Origin of the sequence: Cellulomonas sp. 73-92 (genome assembly GCF_001898175.1) — a bacterium.
Classification (GTDB): Bacteria; Actinomycetota; Actinomycetes; order Actinomycetales; family Cellulomonadaceae; genus Cellulomonas.
In genome coordinates this window covers 40,641-59,545 of the sequence record NZ_MKTH01000008.1, presented here as the reverse complement: position 1 = coordinate 59,545, position 18,905 = coordinate 40,641, and the positions used below count along the sequence as shown (strand labels likewise).

Genomic DNA, 18,905 nt, shown 5'->3' with positions numbered 1-18,905 from the left:
GGTGTGGACGCGAGCGTGAAGGGGCCCGCCACCGGGAAGCGGGCGGGCAACGGCCCCCTCATCACCGGTTCCGGGGCGGCGTCGATCGGCATCGCATCGGGCGTCGCCGCCGTGTCCGGCTACGGCGTGCTCGTGATCGTCGCGCACGTGCTGAGCCCTGCGCGCAACGCGGACTTCCTCGTGTACTGGTCGCTGCTCTTCGCCCTGATCGGCGTGTACGGGGGCCTGCAGCAGGAGGCGACCCGCGCGGTCGCCACGGCGGAGATGCTGCCAGCGGTGCCGCTGGCCCCGCGCCGCCGCTCGCCGATCCTGCTGTGGTCCCTCGTCGTGGCAGCCGCGCTGACGGTGCTCGCCCTGGCGGCGTCTCCCTGGTGGCGTTCATCCGTGCTGGTCGGCTCCGCCCCGCTGGCGGTGCTCCTCCTGTGTGGCGGCGGGATGGTCTACTCCGGCCATCTGACGGTCGTGGGCATCATGTCCGGCCGACGGCAATGGTCGGCGACGGCGGTCCTGATCGGCGCGGAGTCGTTGCTGCGACTCGTGATCGTCGGCGCGGCAGCGCTCGCCGGCGTCGGCCTCGGTGGCTTCGAGGCTGCCGCGACCGCGTCCACCGCTCTCTGGTTGCTGATGCCGCTCGTGTCGCCCACCCTCCGGAGCGCGATCCGGGCGCCGGCTGATGCCCCGCCGGCACAGGTCGTCAGGCGGTCCCTGCAGGCCATGCTGGCCGCGCTGGGATCGTCCGCCCTGGTGGTCGGTTTCCCGACCCTGCTGCGCCTGAGCTCCACGACGGCCGAGTGGGCGACCGCGGCCCCGCTCGTGCTCGCGATCTCCGTCACACGGGCGCCGCTGCTCATTCCTCTCAACGCGTTCCAGGGCGTCGCGATCGGCTACTTCCTCGACCCTCGCCGGGGGCGGGCTGCCGCGATGGTCCGTGTCATCGGCGGAATCGTGGGCGTCGGGGTGATCGGGGCGGTGCTGGCCGCGCTCGTCGGTCCGCCGCTCATGGGGCTGTTCTTCGGGCCCGCGTACCGCGTCAGCGGTGTGGTGCTCGGGGCACTGACGCTCGCCGCCGTCGCGCTGGCGGTTCTCACGATGACGGGTGCGGGCGTCCTGTCCCTGGCACACCATCGTGCCTACGCGGCCGGTTGGCTCGTAGCGATGGCGGTGTCGCTCGGCCTCGTGTTCGCACCGATGTCGCTCTCCGCCAGAGCGATACTCGCGCTCGCGGCAGGACCCGTGGCCGGGATCGCCGTGCACGCGTTCGCGCTGCGCGGCACCGCGCGGGCCGCCGGCGGCTCGGGCGGTCGATCAGCCGCCTGAGCTCGCTCAGGCGGGCTTCACGGTCGACCCGGGCCCGCTGCGCGGTACCAGGCGGCGAGGTCGGCCATCGTCTGCGGCAGCGTGAAGGTGGGGCGCCATCCGGTGTCCTCACGCAGTCGCGTGACATCGGCGACGAAGACCGGCACATCGACCGCGCGGACACGGTCGGGGTCGACGACGATCCGAGCGGTGCCACCGAACGCTTCGATGAGGCCCTCGAGCAGCGCACGCATCGTCACCGGGACGCCGCTGGCGACGTTGTACACCGCGCCCGGCCGACCGAGCTCCATGACCGTCGAATAGGCGCTGGCGACGTCACGCACGTCCAGGTAGTCCCGTGCGACGTCGAGGTTTCCGACGTGGACCTCGGTGGCCCCGGCGGCGAGCTGACGTGCCCAGTCCGACAGCGCGTAGGCGCCCACGTGTCCCGGCCCCGTGTGCTGGAAGGCGCGAGTCACGACGAGGTCGACACCGGAGGCGCGGGACCACTGGAGGGCGATGGCTTCGGCAGCGACCTTCGACGAGCCGTACGACGTCAGCGGTACGAGCGCGTCGTCCTCGCGCACCGGTCGCCCATCCGCCGGCGGGCGGCCGTAGGCGAACGCAGAGCTGGTGACGAGTACCCGCTCCACGCACCCGACATCCGTCGCGGCCTGCAGCACGGCGGCGGTCCCGAGCGTGTTGGTGCGGTAGAGCGCCAGCACGTCCGGAGTGGTCACCGTGTCCACGATCGCGGCGAGGTGGAACAGGTGCGACGGGCGCTCCGCTTCGACGAGCGACCGCAACGCGGCGACATCGTCGATCTCGACGGGGTACTCCGCCACACCGTCGACGCCCGACGATCGGCGGTGGACGGTTCCGGCGACGTGCCAGCCGTCAGCCAGGAGCCGGCGCGCGAGATGACGGCCGGCGAAGCCACTGACGCCCGTGACGAGCGCGCGTCGCGGCTCGGTCATCTCGCGTCCAGCGCAGCCTCGACGACGTCGACCACCCGGTCCCAGGTGTAGGTGGCGGCGATCCGGAGGCGGCCGGCCTCGCCCATCTCCGCCGCCTTCGTGCGGTCACCGAGGATCGTCGCGAGGCGAGATCCGGTCGTCTGGCTGTCGGTCGGGTCGACGAGGAAGCCCGAGACACCGTCCTCGACGTCCTCACCGGTGACGCCCGAGCGAACGACGGGCGTGCCGCAGGCGAGCGCCTCCTTCACCGGCAGCGACATCGAGGTCGCCCCCGAGACGAGCGACGTCCCGGTCTGCAGCAGGACGTCCGCGAGCGAGTACAGCCGGGGCAGGTCGGAGAACGGAAGAAACCCCAGGTAGCTGACGCGATCGGAGACGCCCAGCTCCTCGGCCCTCCTGACGAGCCGAGCCTGCTCGGCGGCGTCGTCCCTCGTGCTCGTGATGACCAGCCGCGCGTCTGGCACCGTGCGGGACGCCACGGCGAAGGCCTCGAGCGCCAGGTCGGTGCGCTTGATGGGAGAGAAGTCCGTCGAGTGCACGACGATGGGCCCGACGCCGACCCGTTCTGCCAGGTCCCGCGTCTCCTCGGGTCGGTACGGCCGGAAGAACTCCGTGTCGACACCGGCATACGTGCAGACGGCGTCCGTCCGCGAATAGGTGCGGGTCACCTGGCCCTTCGTCGTCTCGTTGAGGGTCAGCAGAGCATCCGCGGCACGGATCCCGGTGACGTCCACCCGACCGTACGCCGCGCGGAGGAAGGCGAGCAGCGCGCGCTTCGGCGCCGAGTACATGCCCACGACCTCGGCGTCATGGAAGAACGGGAAGGGCTCGAAGCACAGGCTGACATGACGCAGGCCATGCCTCCGCGCTGCCCGGGCCCCCGCCCACGGCATCGGGAAGAAGCTTGACACGACGGCGCTGGCATCCGCCGCCGCCTTCTCCACAGCGCGGCGGTCCCGCTCGAGGAAGGCCGGGAACGCCCCCCAGTACGCCATCGACGTCGAGGTGGGCCCCCCGATCTCGCGCAGCTCGACCCCCGCCTCGGCGTATCGCTCGCTCCACAGCGGTGAGGTTCGCTCCACGAGGACTGTGACCGGCCGACGCTCCGCCAGGCGGCGCGTCACCTCGAAGATCATCTTCGTGCCCCCGCCAGGCATGAGGAAGTGGCTGTGCAGCCACAGGACGGGACGCTGCGCCACGGGCTCAGGCACGACCGAAGAAGCTGCGGAAGCCCTCGGCGATGTGGTCGAGGTGGCCTTGGGTCAGGTTCGGGTGGTTCCCCACGAAGAGCCCACGCTCACCGACCTGCGTCGCGTTGGCGAGCGATCCGACGGTCCGGTGCGGGTTGTCGCGGAACGCCGGCTGAACGGCGAGGTTGCCGGCGACGATCGGCCGTGTGGCGATCTTGCGGGCCTCGAGGTGGTCGCAGAGCGCGCGTCGCGTCACGGCGTCCTTGGCCATGACGGCGAACCCGAACCAGGTGGACCGTGCGCCGGCCTGCTCGGTGACGAACTCGAGCTCGTCGGACAGATCGGCCAAGGCGGACAGGAGGTAGTCGGCGTTGGCGCGGCGCTGCTCGTTGAACTCCTCCAGCCTGCGGAGCTGCACGAGACCGAACGCGGCCTGCAGCTCCATCGGACGGAGGTTGTAGCCGATGTGCACGAAGAGGAACCGAGGGTCGATCCAGGGGTTCGCGGACTCGATCTCCTTGCCGCTGGGCATGTCTCGCGTCCAGCCGTGCGCCCGGATCGACCTGGCCAGCTCGGCGAGGTGGTCGTCGTCCGTGACGACCATGCCGCCCTCGATGGTCGTGATGTGGTGGGAGAAGTAGAACGAGTAGGTGCCGAAATGCCCGAACGTGCCGACCATCCGGCCGCCGACGCTGCTGCCGAGGGACTCGCAGGTGTCCTCGATCACCCACAGGTCGTGCTCGCGCGCGAACTGCATCAGCGGTTCCATGTCCACCGGGTTGCCGAGCAGGTGCACCGGCATGATGGCGCGCGTCTTGGCGGAGAGGGCGTCCCGCAAGTCCTCCGGACGGAGGTTGAGCGTCTTGGGGTCGACGTCGACGAGCACGGGGACGCACCCGTACTGAAGGATCGGCGACAGGCTCGTCGCCCACGTCACCGCGGGCACGATCACCTCGTCGCCGGGACGTAGAGCCCCGGGGACGGCCGCGCTCGACATCACGGCGAGACCGAGCAGGTTCGCCGAGGATCCGCTGTTCACCATGATCGCGTGCTTCGACCCGACGTAGCTCGCGAACGCTGCCTCGAACTCCCTGACCCGGGCGCCCATGGTGACGTACTGGGTCAGCAGCGAGTCGATCGCGCCGCCGACCTCCTCGGCACCGTAGAGCGGCACCGACAACGGGCACTCGTCGTCGGGAAGCGGGGGCAGCAGCTCGAAGTGCTCCTTGACGAGGAGGTCGATCTGCGCGCGGATGGCGCCGCGGCGAGCCGCGGCGTCGTCCGCGGCGGGGACGGGGTTGCCGGTCAGGGCCTGGGACACGGTGGCGCTACCTTTGCATTCGGTGGGATCTGGGCGTCAGGACCGAACGTGGTCGCGGTTCTCGCGGTACCACTGGACGGTCGCGGCGATGCCATCGTCGAGCGCGATGGAAGGGTTCCAGCCGAGACCCCGCAACCGCGACACGTCGAGAAGCTTCCGCGGAGTGCCGTCGGCACGCGACGTGTCCCACCGGGTGGTCCCCGTGTAGCCCGCCGCGTCGGCGACCATCGCTGAGATGTCGCGGATGGAGTGGTCCTCCCCGGTCCCGACGTTGATCGTCGACGGATCGTCATAGTGGTCCAGGAGGAACGACACCGCCGATGCGAGGTCGTCCACGTGCAAGAACTCGCGCAGCGGCGAGCCGGAGCCCCAGTTGACGACCTCGGGTGCGTGAGTCTCGGCCGCGTTGACGTAGCGCCGGATCAACGCGGGCAGCACGTGGGAGCCGTCCGGCGAGAAGTTGTCCCCTGGCCCGTAGAGGTTGGTCGGCATGGCGGAGATCCACCGGCGCCCGTACTCCCGGCGAACGGACTGGACCTGCATGATCCCGGCGATCTTGGCGATGGCGTAGGCCTCGTTCGTGGACTCCAGGTGCCCGGTAAGGAGGTACTCCTCCTTGATCGGCTGAGGCGCCAAGCGCGGGTAGATGCAGGACGAGCCGAGGAACAGCAGCCGATCCACGCCGTGCTCCAGCGCCGCGTCCATGAGGTTCACCTGGATGCGCAGGTTCTCGGACAGGAACTCGGCCGGGAAGGTGTCGTTCGCCAGGATGCCGCCGACACGCGCGGCGGCAATGACGACCGTCGTCGGCCGGATCTCGTCGAACAACCTGCGGGTCGCTTCCCGGTCCCTCAGATCGACGTCCGCGCTCGTACGTCCGACGAGGTTCGTCCACCCGTCGGCCTCGAGCCGTCGCCAGATCGCCGATCCCGCCAGCCCGCGGTGCCCGGCGACGTACGTCGTGCCGGACTTGTCAGACAGCATGGGTTACCTCTCCCTCGTGGGCGAGTCGCCGGGCTCTGCGCGAGACCGCTGTGGCTGCCCGCGACGCAGCCCACCGGACGGGGAACTCCCAGAGCGGCGCGACGGGACGAAGTGCGGGGGCCAGGTGGCGGCGCTTGACGGCCTCGGACTCGGCGCTGGATGCCTGGCGATTGGCCACGGTCAGAGAGTCCGGGTGCCACCTGAAGGCGGAGACCGGCTCCCGCGTCGACAGGTACCTGCCACTGGAGCGAAGGCGGAGGAACATGTCGAGGTCCATGGCGTACCGCAAGGTCGGATCGAACAGGCCGACCGCCCGCATCGCGTCGAGGCGGATCATCGAGCCCGGGTGGGGGATGAGGTCGGGGCCCCAGGGCAGCAGCCAGCGTGCAGCTCGTCCCGCCCGAGAGGTCCCGATGACGTTGCCCTGCGGGTCGATGTAGTCGCAGCCGCCATAGGTGACCACCACGTCTGGCCCGCTCTGCATCAGGTCGAGGAGCCGGCGCAGGCCGCCCGGTCGGAACAGGTCGTCGTCGCCCATCCACGCGTAGTAGCTCTCCGAGCCGGCCGCGTCGATGCCCGCGTTGATCGCCGCTGAGATGCCGGACTTCGGGTCGCCGACGACCGTCGCACCGTGGCTCAGCGCCAGGTCACGCGCTGCGGAGGCGGATTCGGGGGCGACGACGACGAGCCGTAGCGGGACGTCGTCGCGCTGGGCGTCGATGGTGGCGAGCGTCAGCTCGAGGGTGTCGAGCCTGTCGCCCAGGGTTGGCAGGACGACGAGGACGGAACCGTCCGTCATGCCCACGTCACGGTGTCGATCCACGGGCGGCCCTCGTGCTTGAGCGCCTCGATGTCGGCGTCCACCATGAGCCGGGCGAGGTCCGGTGCGTGCACCTTGGGCGTCCAACCCAGGACGTCTCGCGCCTTGCTGGGATCGCCGATCAGTGCATCGACCTCGGTGGGCCGCAGGTAGCGCGGGTCGAACTTCACGTACTTCTCCCAGTCGAGGCCGACGCGGTCGAAGGACGTGCTGAGGAAGTCACGCACGGTGTACTTAGTGCCCGTGGCGACGACGTAGTCGGACGGCTCGTCGTTCTGGAGCATGCGCCACATGGCTTCGACGTACTCGGGCGCGTAGCCCCAATCTCGGATCGCGTCGAGGTTGCCCATGTACAGCTCGGTCTGCTGACCGGCAGCGATCCGCGCCACTGCCCGCGTGATCTTGCGGGTCACAAAGGTCTCGCCCCGGCGCGGCGACTCGTGGTTGAAGAGGATGCCGTTGACCGCGAACATGCCGTAGCCCTCGCGGTAGTTGCGGGTCACCCAGTAGGCGTAGACCTTCGCGGCCCCGTACGGCGATCGCGGGTAGAACGCGGTGGTCTCGTTCTGCGGCGGCGGCGTAGCGCCGAACATCTCCGAGCTCGACGCCTGGTAGTACCTGCAGTGCAGGCCGATCATGCGGATGGTCTCGAGCAGGCGGATCGCGCCCAGACCGGTGGCGTCGCCGGTGTACTCGGGCTCGTCGAAGGAGACCCGGACGTGCGACTGGGCCGCGAGGTTGTAGACCTCCTGCGGCTGGATGCTGTCCAGCAGCGTGGCGAGCCGGGAACCGTCTGAGAGGTCGCCGTAGTGGAGGAACAGGTTCGACTGCTCGTCGTGCACGTCGCGGTAGAGGTGGTCGATCCGGCTGGTGTTGAAGGTCGACGAGCGGCGGATGAGTCCGTGGACCTCGTATCCCTTCGCGAGGAGCATCTCCGCGAGGTAGCTGCCATCCTGGCCGGTGATGCCCGTCACGAACGCTCGACGCCGAGCGTCCTGGGTGCCTGCCGTCACGACTTTTCCTTCCGCAGTGGGCGCATGTTCGGACCGGCCAGATGCGCCGGGGTCTGCCGACATCGTAGCGGTGGGCGTGCACCGGGATCGCGCCCCGAGCGGCCCGGGGCGGAGGGGGGGCGTCGCGTGCGCCGCCCCCTGCCCCGTGCGGCGGTTCGCGGCGCAGCCGTGCCGGGGGCCGCCCTCACCATCGCGGCCGCGAGCTCACTTCTGCGCGAGGAGGGCGAGCAGGTAGGTGCCGTAGCCGGACTTGACGAGTCCTTCGGCCCGGGCCCGGAGCTCGTCGTCGCCGAGGAATCCACGGCGCCAGGCGGCCTCTTCGGGAGAACCGATCTTGAGTCCCTGACGGGACTCGATGGTCCGGACGAAGTCGGATGCTTCGAGCAGCGAGTCGAACGTGCCCGTGTCCAGCCAGGCGGTGCCGCGCGGCAGCACCTCGACGCGCAGCCGACCCTGGCGCAGGTACTCGCGGTTGACGTCGGTGATCTCGTACTCGCCGCGTGCGGAGGGCTGGAGCCCCTTCGCGATCTCGACGACGTCGTTGTCGTAGAAGTAGAGCCCCGGCACGGCGTAGTTCGACTTGGGCTGTGCGGGCTTCTCCTCGAGCGAGAGCGCGCGGCCGGAGTCGTCGAACTCGACGACGCCGTAGGCGCTCGGCTCGGCGACCCGGTAGGCGAAGACGGCCCCGCCGTCGATGTCCCCGAACCGCTGCAGGGTCGAGCCGAGGCCTGGGCCGTAGAAGATGTTGTCCCCGAGCACGAGCGCGGCGGCGTCGTTCCCGACGAAGTCGGCCCCGAGGACGAAGGCCTGCGCGAGGCCGTTCGGCACGTCCTGCACGGTGTAGGAGATCGAGATCCCGAACTGCGACCCGTCCCCGAGCAGACGGTGGAACTGCTCCGCATCGTGGGGCGTGGTGATGATGAGGACGTCTCTGATGCCGGCGAGGATCAACGTCGAGAGCGGGTAGTAGATCATCGGCTTGTCGTAGACGGGGACCAGCTGCTTGCTGACGCCGAGGGTGATGGGGTGCAGCCGGGTGCCGGAGCCACCGGCCAGGATGATGCCGCGCATGGTGCCCCAGTCTGGCGCACCGTCAGGGTCGTTGCCGCACGCACCGGTAGGATCCATCGGTCCGGGTCCCGACGACGAGGTGATCGTGTTCCGCATCAGCGAGGCGACGCAGCCTTACGCATGGGGGTCCGCGGACGCCCTGCACGCCATGTTCGGGGTGGAGCCGGACGGTGGGGTGATCGCCGAGGCGTGGTTCGGGATGCACCGCTCGGCGCCGTCGAGGGTGGTTCACGACGCGGGGACCCTCGAGGCCCTCGTCGCGGCCGCACCGGAGGCCGCCCTCGGCCCGGACGTCGTCGCCCGCTTCGGCCCCCAGCTCCCGTACCTGCTCAAGGTCCTCGCCGCCGAGCGCCCGCTGTCCCTCCAGGTGCACCCCCACATCGACCGGGCGCGCGAGGGGTTCGACGAGGAGGATGCGGCGGGCGTGCCGCTCGACGCCCCGCACCGCAACTACAAGGATCGCAACCACAAGCCCGAGCTCGTGTTCGCGATCACCCGGTTCGAGGCCATGTGCGGTTTCCGTGCCCCGCGCCGTGCGGCGGAGCTCTTCGCCGGCCTCGACGCGCCGCTCGCCCGGCAGCTGCACGCTCTGCTCGTCGAGCGCCCGACGAGCGAGGGGATCCGGGCGGCGTTCACCCACCTGCTCGACGCGACGACCCGGCCCGGGCCCGAGGAGGTCGCCCAGGTGGCGAAGGCCTCGGCCGAACGCCTCGGCGCGGGCTCACCCTCCCCGCGCGCCGACCGCACCGTGCTGCTGCTGCAGGAGGAGTACCCCGGCGATCCCGGCGTCGTCACGAGCCTGCTGCTCAACCCGGTGACGCTGCAGCCCGGCGAGGCGATGTTCGTGCCGGCGGGCGGCGTGCACGCGTACCTCCGCGGCGTGGCCGTCGAGATCATGGCCAGCTCGGACAACGTGCTGCGCGCCGGCCTGACGCCCAAGCACGTCGACGTCCCGGAGCTCCTGCGCAACGTCGACTACGTCGCGGCCCCGCCGATCCGCATCGCGCCCGAGGTGTTCCACGGCGCGACGAAGGTCTTCTACGCCCCGGTCGACGACTTCGAGCTGTCCGTCACCGAACCGGCCGACGACGGCGACCACCCGCTGCCGGGCCGCGGCCCGCGCATCCTGCTGTGCCTGGAGGGCGAGGTCCACGTCGCGACGAGCGACGACGGGGCCCTGACGCTCGGCCGGGGCCAGGCGGCGTTCGTCCCGGCGGCCGACGGCCGGCTCACGGTCCGTGGCGCAGGAAGGCTCGTCCAGGCCGACGTGCCCTGACGGCCGGGGCGGCGCCCACGGCGCACCACAGCCTTCCGGTCAGGCGGCTGCCGGGGCGCCGAGCTCGTCCGCCGCCTCGTCCGAGGTGGGTGCGAGCGCGTTCGTCGCCCCCGAGGGGCGCAGGGTGAACCACGCGACGCAGGCGACGACGGCCACCGCGACCGCGTAGACGGCCACCGCGGTGAGGTATCCGAGCGGCGACGACCACTCGGGTGACCGCGTCAGGAGCCGGCCGTCGACGCCGACGGCGTAGCGGCGCATCGCCCACCAGAACGCGGCCACGTGCGCCATCGCGACGGCAGGGACGGCCATCCACCGCACGATGCGGCGGGCCAGCTCGTCGAACGGACCGGCGACGGACGTCAGGGCGATGGCGGCGACCATCGGGACGCCGACGGCGATCGGCAGGGTGTAGCGCCCCTGCCAGATGAGGCCGGTGTCGGCCGCGGTGGGGACCTGGAGCGCGACGGGCATCACGACGACGGCGAGGGCACTCAGCAGCAGGGCGACCCGGAGCGGGCCCCCTGCCGCCGCGACGGAGACCGCGAGCAGCGTGCCGACCAGGGCGATCCAGACCATGACGGTGAGGATCGGGCTGGGGGTGTCGAGCCAACCGAAGTTGCCGATCATCTGCAGCAGGTGCTCGGCGGTCTGCGCCAGCTCGAACCACGCCGCCCGGAACGGTGATGTGAACTCGGGGTACCGCCGGTCGCCGGTGGCGATGGCCCCATGCGTTGCGACCCAGGTGGCGGCGGCAAGGCCGGCCACCACTCCGATGGCGAGGGTCCATCGGACGGAGGGCAGCTTCCGCAGCAGCCGCAGCCGGCCCTTGGGGGCGACGACGAGCGCGACGACCACGATCGTCAGCGCCCAGACCGGGCCGGACGCGCGCGTGTTGAGCAGCAGCGCCCCACTGAGGGCGAGCTGCACCAGGGTCCCGCGGCTGGGGGTGCCCGAGGAGCGGGCGAGCACGAGGCACGCTGCCCAGAACGCGAAGGCCGACGAGATCTCGAGCCCCTGGGGATTGACCATGGCCCCGACGAACAGGGTCATCGGGGTGAGGGCGGCGACGGCGGCCCATGTCCACGCCGCCGGCAGAGTCGTCGTGCGCAGCCGGTACAGGCCCCACACCGTCAGCGCCGCGGCGATGACGCCGGAGACCAGGCGCATCGCGTAGACGCTCGCCTTGGCGGACAAGAAGAGGGACGGCCAGCCCACGAGCAGGTAGTACAGCGGCGGGTACTGGCCCGCGAAGGTGTCGACGGCGACCGTCGTCCCGTCCGGCGCGGGGATCGGCTGCTGGCACGAGGCGGCCACGTACGGCAGGTGCGCGAAGCAGGCCGACAGCCGGCTGACCGCGAGGTAGTCGGAGGGCAGGTGCACGGTCGCCGGGGGGCCGGGCTCGGCGGGGTCGGCCTGGGCCCCTGACGGGGCTGCGCTCCACTGGGTTCGCGCCACGGCCGCGGCGCGAACCACGTGCGACGGCTCGTCGGGCGAGGCCATGAGCGGTATCGAGACCGACCAGATCGCCTGCAGCGCCGCGAGGGCGAGTCCCAGCCCCACCCAACCCAGAACAGGCCGTCGGACGCGGGAGACAAGGGGTGGTGCCGCGACGGGATCGGACGCAGCGAGGGCGGGGGTGGTGGCGGCGCCGCGAGTCACTGCCGGAGTGTCCCACCCCGAAGGCCGGGGCGGCTGGGAAACGGCGCGCCACGGCGGCGCGCCATCCGCGCCCGAGGTGCCACAAGGCCCACCGCGGGCGGGCTCCGGGGGAGGGCTCGGAACGCGCGTGGCGCTCCGAGTTCGCTCGCAGCGCTGTCGCTCCGGCGTGCCGTTCCGCGTCCGCGGGGCGAGAGTGCCTCTGTGAAGGTCTTCGTCCAGATCCCGTGCCTCGACGAGGCGGCGACGCTCCCGGCCGTCCTCGACTCGATCCCGGCGCGGATCGACGGCGTGGACGAGCTGGAGGTGCTCGTCATCGACGACGGCTCGTCGGACGGCACGTCCGAGGTCGCGGACGCCCACGGGGTGAAGCACGTCCTCCGGCACACCCGCACGGCCGGCCTCGCGCGGAGCTTCCGCGACGGCATCGACTATGCGCTCGCGCACGGCGCCGACATCGTCGTGACCACCGACGGCGACAACCAGTACCCGCAGGAGCGCATCGGCGACATCGTCGCCCCGATCCTCGCCGGCGAGGCCGACATCGTGATCGCCGACCGGCAGACCGACGGGATCGCGCACTTCTCGTCGTCCAAGAAGCTCCTGCAGCGCGTCGGGAGCCGCGTGGTGAACGTCGCGGCGGACACGGACCTGCCCGACGCGCCCTCGGGCTTCCGCGCCTACTCGCGCGCGGCGTTGCTGCGCCTCAACATCGTCACCGACTTCAGCTACGCCATGGAGACGATCATCCAGGCCGGCCACAAGCGCCTGCGCATCACGAGCGTGCCCATCGAGACCAACCCCAAGACCCGCGAGTCGCGGCTGTTCCGGAACGACTTCCAGCACGTGAGCCGGTCGGGCTCGGCGATCCTCCGCTCGTACCTGATGTACAAGCCCTACGGCGTCTTCTTCTCGCTCGCGGCCGTGTTCGCCGTCCTGGCGCTGGTCCCCATGGTGCGTTTCGTCATCCTGTGGGCGATCCACCCCGAGCACACCGGCAACGTCCAGTCGCTGATCTTCGGCGCGATCATGGCCGTGGCATCCCTGCTGTCACTGGCCCTCGGGGTCCTGGCGGACCTCCTGCGGACCAACCGGCGGCTGCTGGAGGACCAGCTCGAGCGCATCAAGGAGATCCAGTACCGCCGGTGAACGACGACGAGCCCCGCCCCGTGCTGCTGGCGACGGGGACCTACGACGCCGACGCGCACCCGCGCGTCCGCGTGCTCGTGGAGGGGATGCGGGCGCGTGGCTGGCGGGTCGACGAGGTCGTCGAGCCCCTGGGCGTCGGCACGGATCGCCGGGTCCGAGCCCTGCGCGACCCCGCGGCGGTGCCGGGGATCGTCGCCGCGGTCGGGCGCGCCTGGTGGCGCCTGGTGCCCCGGCTGCGGCGGCGGATGCGCTTCGGGCCGCCGCCGGACGCGGTGCTCGTCGGGCACCTCGGGCACCTGGACGTGGGGCTCGTGCGGCTCCTGACGCGCCCGGCGCCGGTCGTCCTGGACTACCTCGTCTCGGGCGCGGGCACCGCGACCGACCGGGGCGTCGGCACCACGCCGGTCCGGTGGCTCCTGGCCGCGCTCGACCGGTTCGCGCTCGGGCGCGCGGACGTCGTGGTGGTGGACACCGACGAGCGCCTCGCCGAGCTGCCGCCGCGCGTCCGGCCGCGAGCGGTCGTCGTCCCGGTCGGGGCCGACGAACGCTGGTTCGCCGCCGGGCGCGCGGTCGGCCTGGATGCCGGGACGACGACGCGCCCGACCGTCGGCGCCTCAGCGACGAGCCTGCCCGACCCCGGCACCGACCCGAGGACCGGCCCGGCGGACCTCGATGCCGGGTCGGTGACGAACGTCGCGGGTGTCGTGCCGGCAGGCACGAGGCCGCTCTCGGTGATCTTCTTTGGGCTCTTCACGCCGCTGCAGGGCACGACGACGATCGCGGCGGCGCTGCGCGAGCTCGACGGCGTCGTGACGGCGACCGTCGTCGGCGGCGGGCAGGACGCGGCCGCGGCGGACGCGGTCCTCCGTGGCGTCCCGGGCGTGCGGCGCCTGCCCTGGGTGGCGGCCGACGAGCTGCCGGGCCTGGTCGCGCGCCACGACGTCTGCCTCGGCATCGTCGGGACCACCGACAAGGCACGCCGCGTCGTCCCGACGAAGGTGTTCCAGGGCGCCGCCGCGGGCTGCGCGATCGTCACGAGCGATACGCCGCCCCAGCGCCGCGCCCTCGGTGACGCTGCCTGGTTCGTCCCGCCGGGCGATGCGCCGGCCCTCGCGGCGGCGCTGCGGGACCTGGCGGCGGACGACGAGCGGCTCGGCCGGCTGCGGCGCGCGGCACGAGCACGTGCCGAGCTGGCGTTCGCGCCGGTCACCGTGGTGGGCGAGCTGGACGCGCGCCTGCGCGGGAAGCAGCAGGGCGCTGCCCCATGATGGGCACCGGTCGGCCGTGAGGGAGGCGTGACGGCGGTGCTCGGCGTGCTCAGGTCGCCATGGGTCCGGATCGGCTTCGTCGTCGTGGCGCTGGCCGGTGCGGCCTACGCGATCGCCAGCGACTGGGGCCCGATCGTCGCCGCCCTGCATCGGCTCCCGCTCGGCAACGCGCTCCTGGCGGTCGCGGTGAACGTCGTCTACCTCGGGTGCACGTGGGCCAGCTGGCGCGCGGTGCTGACCGACCTCGGCTCCCGGCTGGGTGTCCGGGCGTCGTTCGAGGTGTTCTTCCTCAGCCAGATCGGCAAGTACGTCCCCGGCGGCGTGTGGCACATGGTGGCCGCCAGCGAGCTGGGCCTGGACCGGCAGGTCCCTCGCCGGCGCTCGTTCAGCGCCATCGCCGTGGCCACCGTCGTGGCGATCGCCACCGCCCTCGTGGCGGCGGTCCCGCTGCTCGTCCTGTCCGGACGCTCGATCGCGGCGCGCGGCTGGCTGTGGCTCTCGCTGCCCGTGGCGCTGGCGTTCCTGGCGCCCGCCGTGCTCAACCGGCTGCTCGCGCTGGCGATGCGCGTCCTGCGACGCGAGCCCCTCGAGCACCCGATGACCGCGCGGGGGACCGCGGCCGCGACGGGGTGGGCGCTGCTCGGCTGGTGCGTCGTCGGGTTCCAGGTGTGGCTCGTCGGCCTCGGGCTGGGCCTCGGCCGGTCGTCGCTGGTGGCGGTGATCGGCGCCTACGCCATCGCCTGGGTGGCCGGCTTCGTCGTGGTGGTGGCCCCGGCGGGCCTCGGGCCGCGCGAGCTCGTGCTCGGCGTGCTGCTCGCGGGCGCCCTGCCCGCGGGGTCCGCCGTGGTCCTCGTCATCGTCACGCGCCTGGTCCAGACCGTCGTCGACGTCGCGATGGCGGCCGCCGGCTACGTGCTCACCCGCCGCGCGCCCTCGCCCGCGACGGCGTCGACCCGGGGAGAAGACCGGGCGCCGTCGGACCGGTGACGGTCGGTCAGGCGGGACTGCGGCGGCGGCCGTGCGACCCGTCCAGCCTGGCGGTGAGGAAGCTCGTGGTCGGCTGGCTCAGGCTCGGCCGGTCCGGCAGGGGCGCCGCCCCTCGTCGTCCGCTGCGTCAGGCGTCGCCGGTGACCCGGCCGAGCGCGACGATCCCGGGACCCCGGTCCGGGTGGCGGCCCTGCCACGCGAGGAACGGCCGCGAGACGCCGGCCCGCAGCGCGCCCATCGCCGCGCTGCGCGCCTGCCGCTGCCGGCCCGAGCTCTCGGTGCGCCGGTTTACCGGCACGCCGCGGACCTCGTCGGCATGCCGCCGCGCGACCGCGTTGCGCGCCGCCTCGAGGGCGTACCCGAACGGGTAGCCGTAGTGGACCACCCGCACCGGCTCCACGCCGGCGGCGCGGAACAGCTCCGCGACGGTCTCGCGGCTGTAGCGGCGGAGGTGCCCGACCTTCTCGTCCCACGGACCGAAGCGCCGCGGTTCCGCGGGGACGGAGAGGACGACGAGCGCGCCGGGCGCCGCGAGGCGGCACCAGCGGCGGAGCTCCCCGGCGTCGTCGGGCAGGTGCTCGAGCACCTCGAACGCGCACAGCAGCCCCGCCTCGCCCGCCGGGAGGTCGGCGACGGACGGCACGACGAGCCCCGCCCAGGGCGCGACGCGCTCGCGGGCCACGGCGGCCGAGGCCGCGTCCGGCTCGACGCCGGCGTAGCGCGCGTAGGTCGAGGCGAGCCGGGCGCCGAAGGCCCCCAAGCCGCAGCCGAGCTCGACGACGAGCAGGTCGCGGCGGGTGGGCAGCAGGGCGCCGAGGGCGGCCCAGCGCATCGTCCCCCACCAGGTCAGCGGGGGCAGTCGGCTCGGGGGCTGCGGCACGCCTCGACCGTAGAGGGGCGTGGTCGCCGCCGCCCGCCGAGCGCCGGCAGCCCGATCCGCCGAGCGCCGGCCCTCCGTCCGCGGCGCCACTGGCGACGGTGCAGGTGCCCGTGCCTCGGACCTGCCGCGCGGGATCACGCGCCGGATGGTTGTGTGAGGTGGTGGTCGACCAGATCGCCGCGGCGTCCGAGGCGGTGCCGGCCCGGCACGTGACCTCGTCCCGGCGAGGAGGCCGGGGCGTCCGGCTGCTGCGCGAGCTGCCGGACCGGCTCCCGGTGATCCTCGGTTGCCTGACGGTGCCCGCCCTGGGCGCGACGCTCGTCGGACAGTTCCGCCCCTTCGTCGTGCTGCCCCTGTGGGCGCTGCTCGTCGCGCTGACCTGGCGCCTGGTGCCCCCGCCGCCGGCCGGCGGCAGGGTGGGCCCCATCGTCGGCCTGCTCACGCTGGTGGGTGGGTGGAGCGGGTGGGGCGTCGCGACGGCCGGTCGGTACGTGGTCGTGCAGCGCGACCCGGGGTTCCTCACGCTCGAGGCCTGGTGGCTGACGACCCACCCGTCGTCCCGGATCCCCGTCGGCTCGGCGCTCCAGGGCGCGGTGGCCGGCGCGAGCGCGGCGACCGACGGCTTCACCGTCCACGGCGGCGTCCTGCTGCCGCAGGGCAACAGCGCGCTGCCCGCCCTGCTGGCCACCGTGGGCTGGGCGGGCGGCCCGCCGGCCGTGCTGTGGGCGAACGTCCTGGTCGGTGCGGTGGCGATCGTGGCGGTCTTCGCGGTCGCGCGGAGGCTCGTCGGGCCGTGGTGGTCGCTGCTCGCGGCCGCGGGTGTCGCGTGCGCCCTGCCGATGCTGGCCTTCACGCGGTCGGCGTACACGGAGCCGCTTGTCCTGGCGCTGACGTTCGGCGGGGTGGCGATGCTGATCGGCGCCCGGCAGCGCCCCTCGGGCGGCGCGTTCGCGCTGGCCGGCGGCATGGTGGGTGCGGCGGCCGCCGCGCGGATCGACGGCGCGCTGGTCGTCGCGGGCGCCGCGCTCGGGCTGGCGTGCGTGGTGCTCGCCGCCGAGGACCCCGAGGAGCGGCGCCGCCTGGCCCGCCACGCCGCCCTCGCGCTGGCCGTCATGGGCGGCATCGGCGCGCTCGGGCTCGTCGACCTCGTGCTCCTGTCGCCCGACTACCTGGACGACCTCAGCTCCCAGCTCGCGCTGCTGCTGGGTGGCACGGCCGCGCTGCTCGTCGTCGTCGGTGCCGTGCTGGACTCCCGGCTGCGCGACCGGGTGCGGGCCTGGCTGGGCCGGCACCGGCGCGCCCTGGGCACGGCCGGCCAGGTGCTCGTCGTGGCCGCGTTCGTGGTCCTGGCCTCGCGACCGCTGTGGCTGACCGTGCGCGGCGCGCCCGCCGGCAGCCCCGCGGCACAGGCGATCGCCGAGGTCCAGGGGGCCGAGGGCCTGCCGCCGGACGGGACCCGCACGTACGACGAGCGGACGCTGACGTGGCTCGCCTGGTACCTGGGCTGGCCCACCCTCGTCGCCGCCGCGGTCGGGGCGGTGGTCGTGGTGCGGCGCATCGCCGTGCGCCGCGACGTCGCGGCCGCGGCGCTCGCGTCTATGGCGGTGGCCGGGTCGACGCTCTACCTCGTGGCGCCCGCCATCACGCCGGACCAGATCTGGGCCGTGCGGCGGCTCCTGCCGGTGGCCCTGCCGGCCGCGGTGGTGCTCGCGGTGATCGCCCTCGCCGCGGCGTGGGAACGCCGCCGGTGGTTCTGGCGCGTCCCGGCGGCGCTGGTGGTGATCGCCACGATCGCCGTGCCGGTGTCCACCTGGTTCCCCGTGGCGGCGCACCGTGAGCTCGGCGGCCAGCTGTCCCTCGTCGACGGCACGTGCACGGCGCTCCAGCGGATCGGCGCGACCCGGGTGGTGTGGGTGAAGTCGGCGCCGTGGAAGTACCTGGCGACGCTGCGCGTGATCTGCGGCGTCGAGGTCGTCGAGTTCACCGACAACCCGTCGCGGGACCAGCTGGCGCAGGTGGCCCGGGCGTGGGGCGGCGCGCTCGTCGTGCTGTCCGAAGACCCGACGCCGCTCGGGTTCGACCCCAACTCCGTGCCGTTCGCGCCGAACGTCGTCGGCACGCAGTGGGAGCGCCGGATCTCCGGCCCGCCCCGGGCGGTCGTGACGCGCAACGACGCGGTGTGGGCGTGGTCGCTCGCCCCGGACGGGTCGCTCACCCAGCTGTCGGCGCCGACGCCGTGACGTGCTCGCTCGCCACCAGCCGCGCCCGGCGCTCGTCGTCCGCCCGGAGCTGCTCGGCGTAGCCGCCGCCGACGAGCACCACCGACCCGTCGGCGGCCAGCACGTCGAGCACGGCACGCAGCAGCCCGTCGAGCGGCGTCGCGGTCGCGTCGAGCAGCACGCGTCCGGCGTCGGCCCCGGGCCGCACCAGGCCGGCGTAGGTCACCGCCCCCGAGGGGCCGGCCAGCGCCGGGGCCCCGGGGTCGGCCACCGGCACGTAGCCCAGCGCGTCGCCGTAGGACAGGACGGTCGCGCCGTCGAGCACGCCGTCGGCCAGGGGCTCGGGGAACGAGCGCGCGAGCGCCGGCAGCGCCACCGCCACGACCCCGTGCCGGCCCGGGAACGACGAGGGCGAGGCGGTGAGCACAGCGTCCTCGCCGGGGGCCGCGCCGGCCTCGTCGGGCACGACGACGCAGGCGCCCACCCGCCAGACCGCCAGCGCCCACACGACCGCCCGCCAGTGGCCCGGGAGGTCGAGGAGCACCCGGTAGCCTGGGCCCGCGTCGAGCTCCTCCACGAGCAGGTTGGACGCCTTCGTCACCCACTGCGCGAGCACCGGGCCGGACAGCTCGACGCGTTCGCCGCCGTCGCCGTACCAGGTCAGCGCGGGCCTGGCGGCACGGGCCAGGCGGGTGTGCAGGGACGTCACGGGGGAGCCGGTCACGCGCCCAGCCTAAGTTCACCCGTCCGGGTGGCCCGGATATCACGGCTCGGCTTGACGCCACCTGAACGACA

The 18,905-nt window shown here is 73.2% G+C and carries 16 protein-coding genes; 6 read left to right on the top strand and 10 right to left on the bottom strand.

The genetic code is table 11. From position 1 onward, the window contains the following. Positions 1-3 precede the first annotated feature (3 nt). Positions 4-1,317 (top strand): hypothetical protein, encoded by a 1,314-nt coding sequence (locus BGO37_RS03770; RefSeq protein ID WP_291752429.1) that lies wholly within the window; start codon positions 4-6, stop codon positions 1,315-1,317. Between the two features lie 17 nt (positions 1,318-1,334). Here the strand turns inward: BGO37_RS03770 and BGO37_RS03765 are convergent, their stop codons facing one another. The 7 genes from BGO37_RS03765 to rfbA form a co-directional block, all read right to left on the bottom strand. Next, the gene (locus BGO37_RS03765; RefSeq protein WP_291752427.1) at positions 1,335-2,273 is read right to left on the bottom strand and encodes an NAD(P)-dependent oxidoreductase; all 939 of its coding nucleotides are present in this window, start codon (positions 2,271-2,273) and stop codon (positions 1,335-1,337) included. Further along, entirely contained in the window at positions 2,270-3,484 is a 1,215-nt protein-coding gene (locus BGO37_RS03760; RefSeq protein ID WP_291752425.1) for a glycosyltransferase family 4 protein, read from the bottom strand. Before BGO37_RS03760 ends, BGO37_RS03765 begins: the two co-directional genes overlap by 4 nt. Continuing rightward, positions 3,477-4,784, bottom strand: a complete 1,308-nt coding sequence (locus BGO37_RS03755; protein ID WP_291752422.1) for an aminotransferase class I/II-fold pyridoxal phosphate-dependent enzyme — start codon at positions 4,782-4,784, stop codon at positions 3,477-3,479. The genes BGO37_RS03760 and BGO37_RS03755 overlap by 8 nt, the downstream gene beginning before the upstream one ends. Positions 4,785-4,820: 36 nt before the next feature. Further along, positions 4,821-5,768, bottom strand: a complete 948-nt coding sequence (locus tag BGO37_RS03750) for a GDP-L-fucose synthase (RefSeq protein WP_291752419.1) — start codon at positions 5,766-5,768, stop codon at positions 4,821-4,823. Then, the gene (locus BGO37_RS03745) at positions 5,758-6,567 is read right to left on the bottom strand and encodes a glycosyltransferase (RefSeq protein WP_291752416.1); all 810 of its coding nucleotides are present in this window, start codon (positions 6,565-6,567) and stop codon (positions 5,758-5,760) included. Before BGO37_RS03745 ends, BGO37_RS03750 begins: the two co-directional genes overlap by 11 nt. Then, positions 6,564-7,601 (bottom strand): GDP-mannose 4,6-dehydratase, encoded by a 1,038-nt coding sequence (gene gmd, locus BGO37_RS03740; protein WP_291752414.1) that lies wholly within the window; start codon positions 7,599-7,601, stop codon positions 6,564-6,566. Before gmd ends, BGO37_RS03745 begins: the two co-directional genes overlap by 4 nt. Before the next feature lie 204 nt (positions 7,602-7,805). Continuing rightward, positions 7,806-8,672, bottom strand: coding sequence for a glucose-1-phosphate thymidylyltransferase RfbA (rfbA, locus tag BGO37_RS03735; RefSeq protein ID WP_291752412.1), 867 nt, complete (start codon positions 8,670-8,672; stop codon positions 7,806-7,808). A gap of 85 nt (positions 8,673-8,757) precedes the next feature. Here rfbA and manA point away from each other — a divergent pair, with 85 nt between their 5' ends. Further along, a complete protein-coding gene (manA, locus tag BGO37_RS03730) occupies positions 8,758-9,948 on the top strand; it encodes a mannose-6-phosphate isomerase, class I (protein WP_291752411.1) in 1,191 nt (396 codons plus the stop codon). Positions 9,949-9,987: 39 nt separating this feature from the next. Here manA and BGO37_RS03725 read toward each other — a convergent pair whose 3' ends face one another. Beyond that, positions 9,988-11,511 (bottom strand): DUF2142 domain-containing protein, encoded by a 1,524-nt coding sequence (locus BGO37_RS03725; RefSeq protein WP_291752409.1) that lies wholly within the window; start codon positions 11,509-11,511, stop codon positions 9,988-9,990. A gap of 300 nt (positions 11,512-11,811) precedes the next feature. On the opposite strand from BGO37_RS03725, the gene BGO37_RS03720 reads away from it, so the two are divergent. From BGO37_RS03720 to BGO37_RS03710, 3 genes are read left to right on the top strand one after another with little or no spacing between them, the layout of a single operon-like run. After that, complete coding sequence (locus BGO37_RS03720) at positions 11,812-12,756, top strand: glycosyltransferase family 2 protein (RefSeq protein WP_291752408.1); 945 nt, start codon at positions 11,812-11,814, stop codon at positions 12,754-12,756. Further along, a complete protein-coding gene (locus BGO37_RS03715) occupies positions 12,753-14,024 on the top strand; it encodes a glycosyltransferase (RefSeq protein WP_291752405.1) in 1,272 nt (423 codons plus the stop codon). Before BGO37_RS03720 ends, BGO37_RS03715 begins: the two co-directional genes overlap by 4 nt. A gap of 45 nt (positions 14,025-14,069) precedes the next feature. Next, positions 14,070-15,011, top strand: coding sequence for a lysylphosphatidylglycerol synthase domain-containing protein (locus BGO37_RS03710; protein ID WP_291752402.1), 942 nt, complete (start codon positions 14,070-14,072; stop codon positions 15,009-15,011). A gap of 127 nt (positions 15,012-15,138) precedes the next feature. Here BGO37_RS03710 and BGO37_RS03705 read toward each other — a convergent pair whose 3' ends face one another. Next, complete coding sequence (locus BGO37_RS03705; protein WP_291752399.1) at positions 15,139-15,891, bottom strand: class I SAM-dependent methyltransferase; 753 nt, start codon at positions 15,889-15,891, stop codon at positions 15,139-15,141. A gap of 158 nt (positions 15,892-16,049) precedes the next feature. On the opposite strand from BGO37_RS03705, the gene BGO37_RS03700 reads away from it, so the two are divergent. Further along, positions 16,050-18,131 (top strand): glycosyltransferase family 39 protein, encoded by a 2,082-nt coding sequence (locus tag BGO37_RS03700; protein WP_291752397.1) that lies wholly within the window; start codon positions 16,050-16,052, stop codon positions 18,129-18,131. Here BGO37_RS03700 and BGO37_RS03695 read toward each other — a convergent pair. Further along, on the bottom strand, positions 18,103-18,834 hold the full coding sequence (locus BGO37_RS03695; RefSeq protein ID WP_291752395.1) for a TIGR03089 family protein: 732 nt from the start codon (positions 18,832-18,834) through the stop codon (positions 18,103-18,105). The two genes, BGO37_RS03700 and BGO37_RS03695, sit on opposite strands and share 29 nt — an antisense overlap. Between the last annotated feature and the right edge of the window lie 71 nt (positions 18,835-18,905).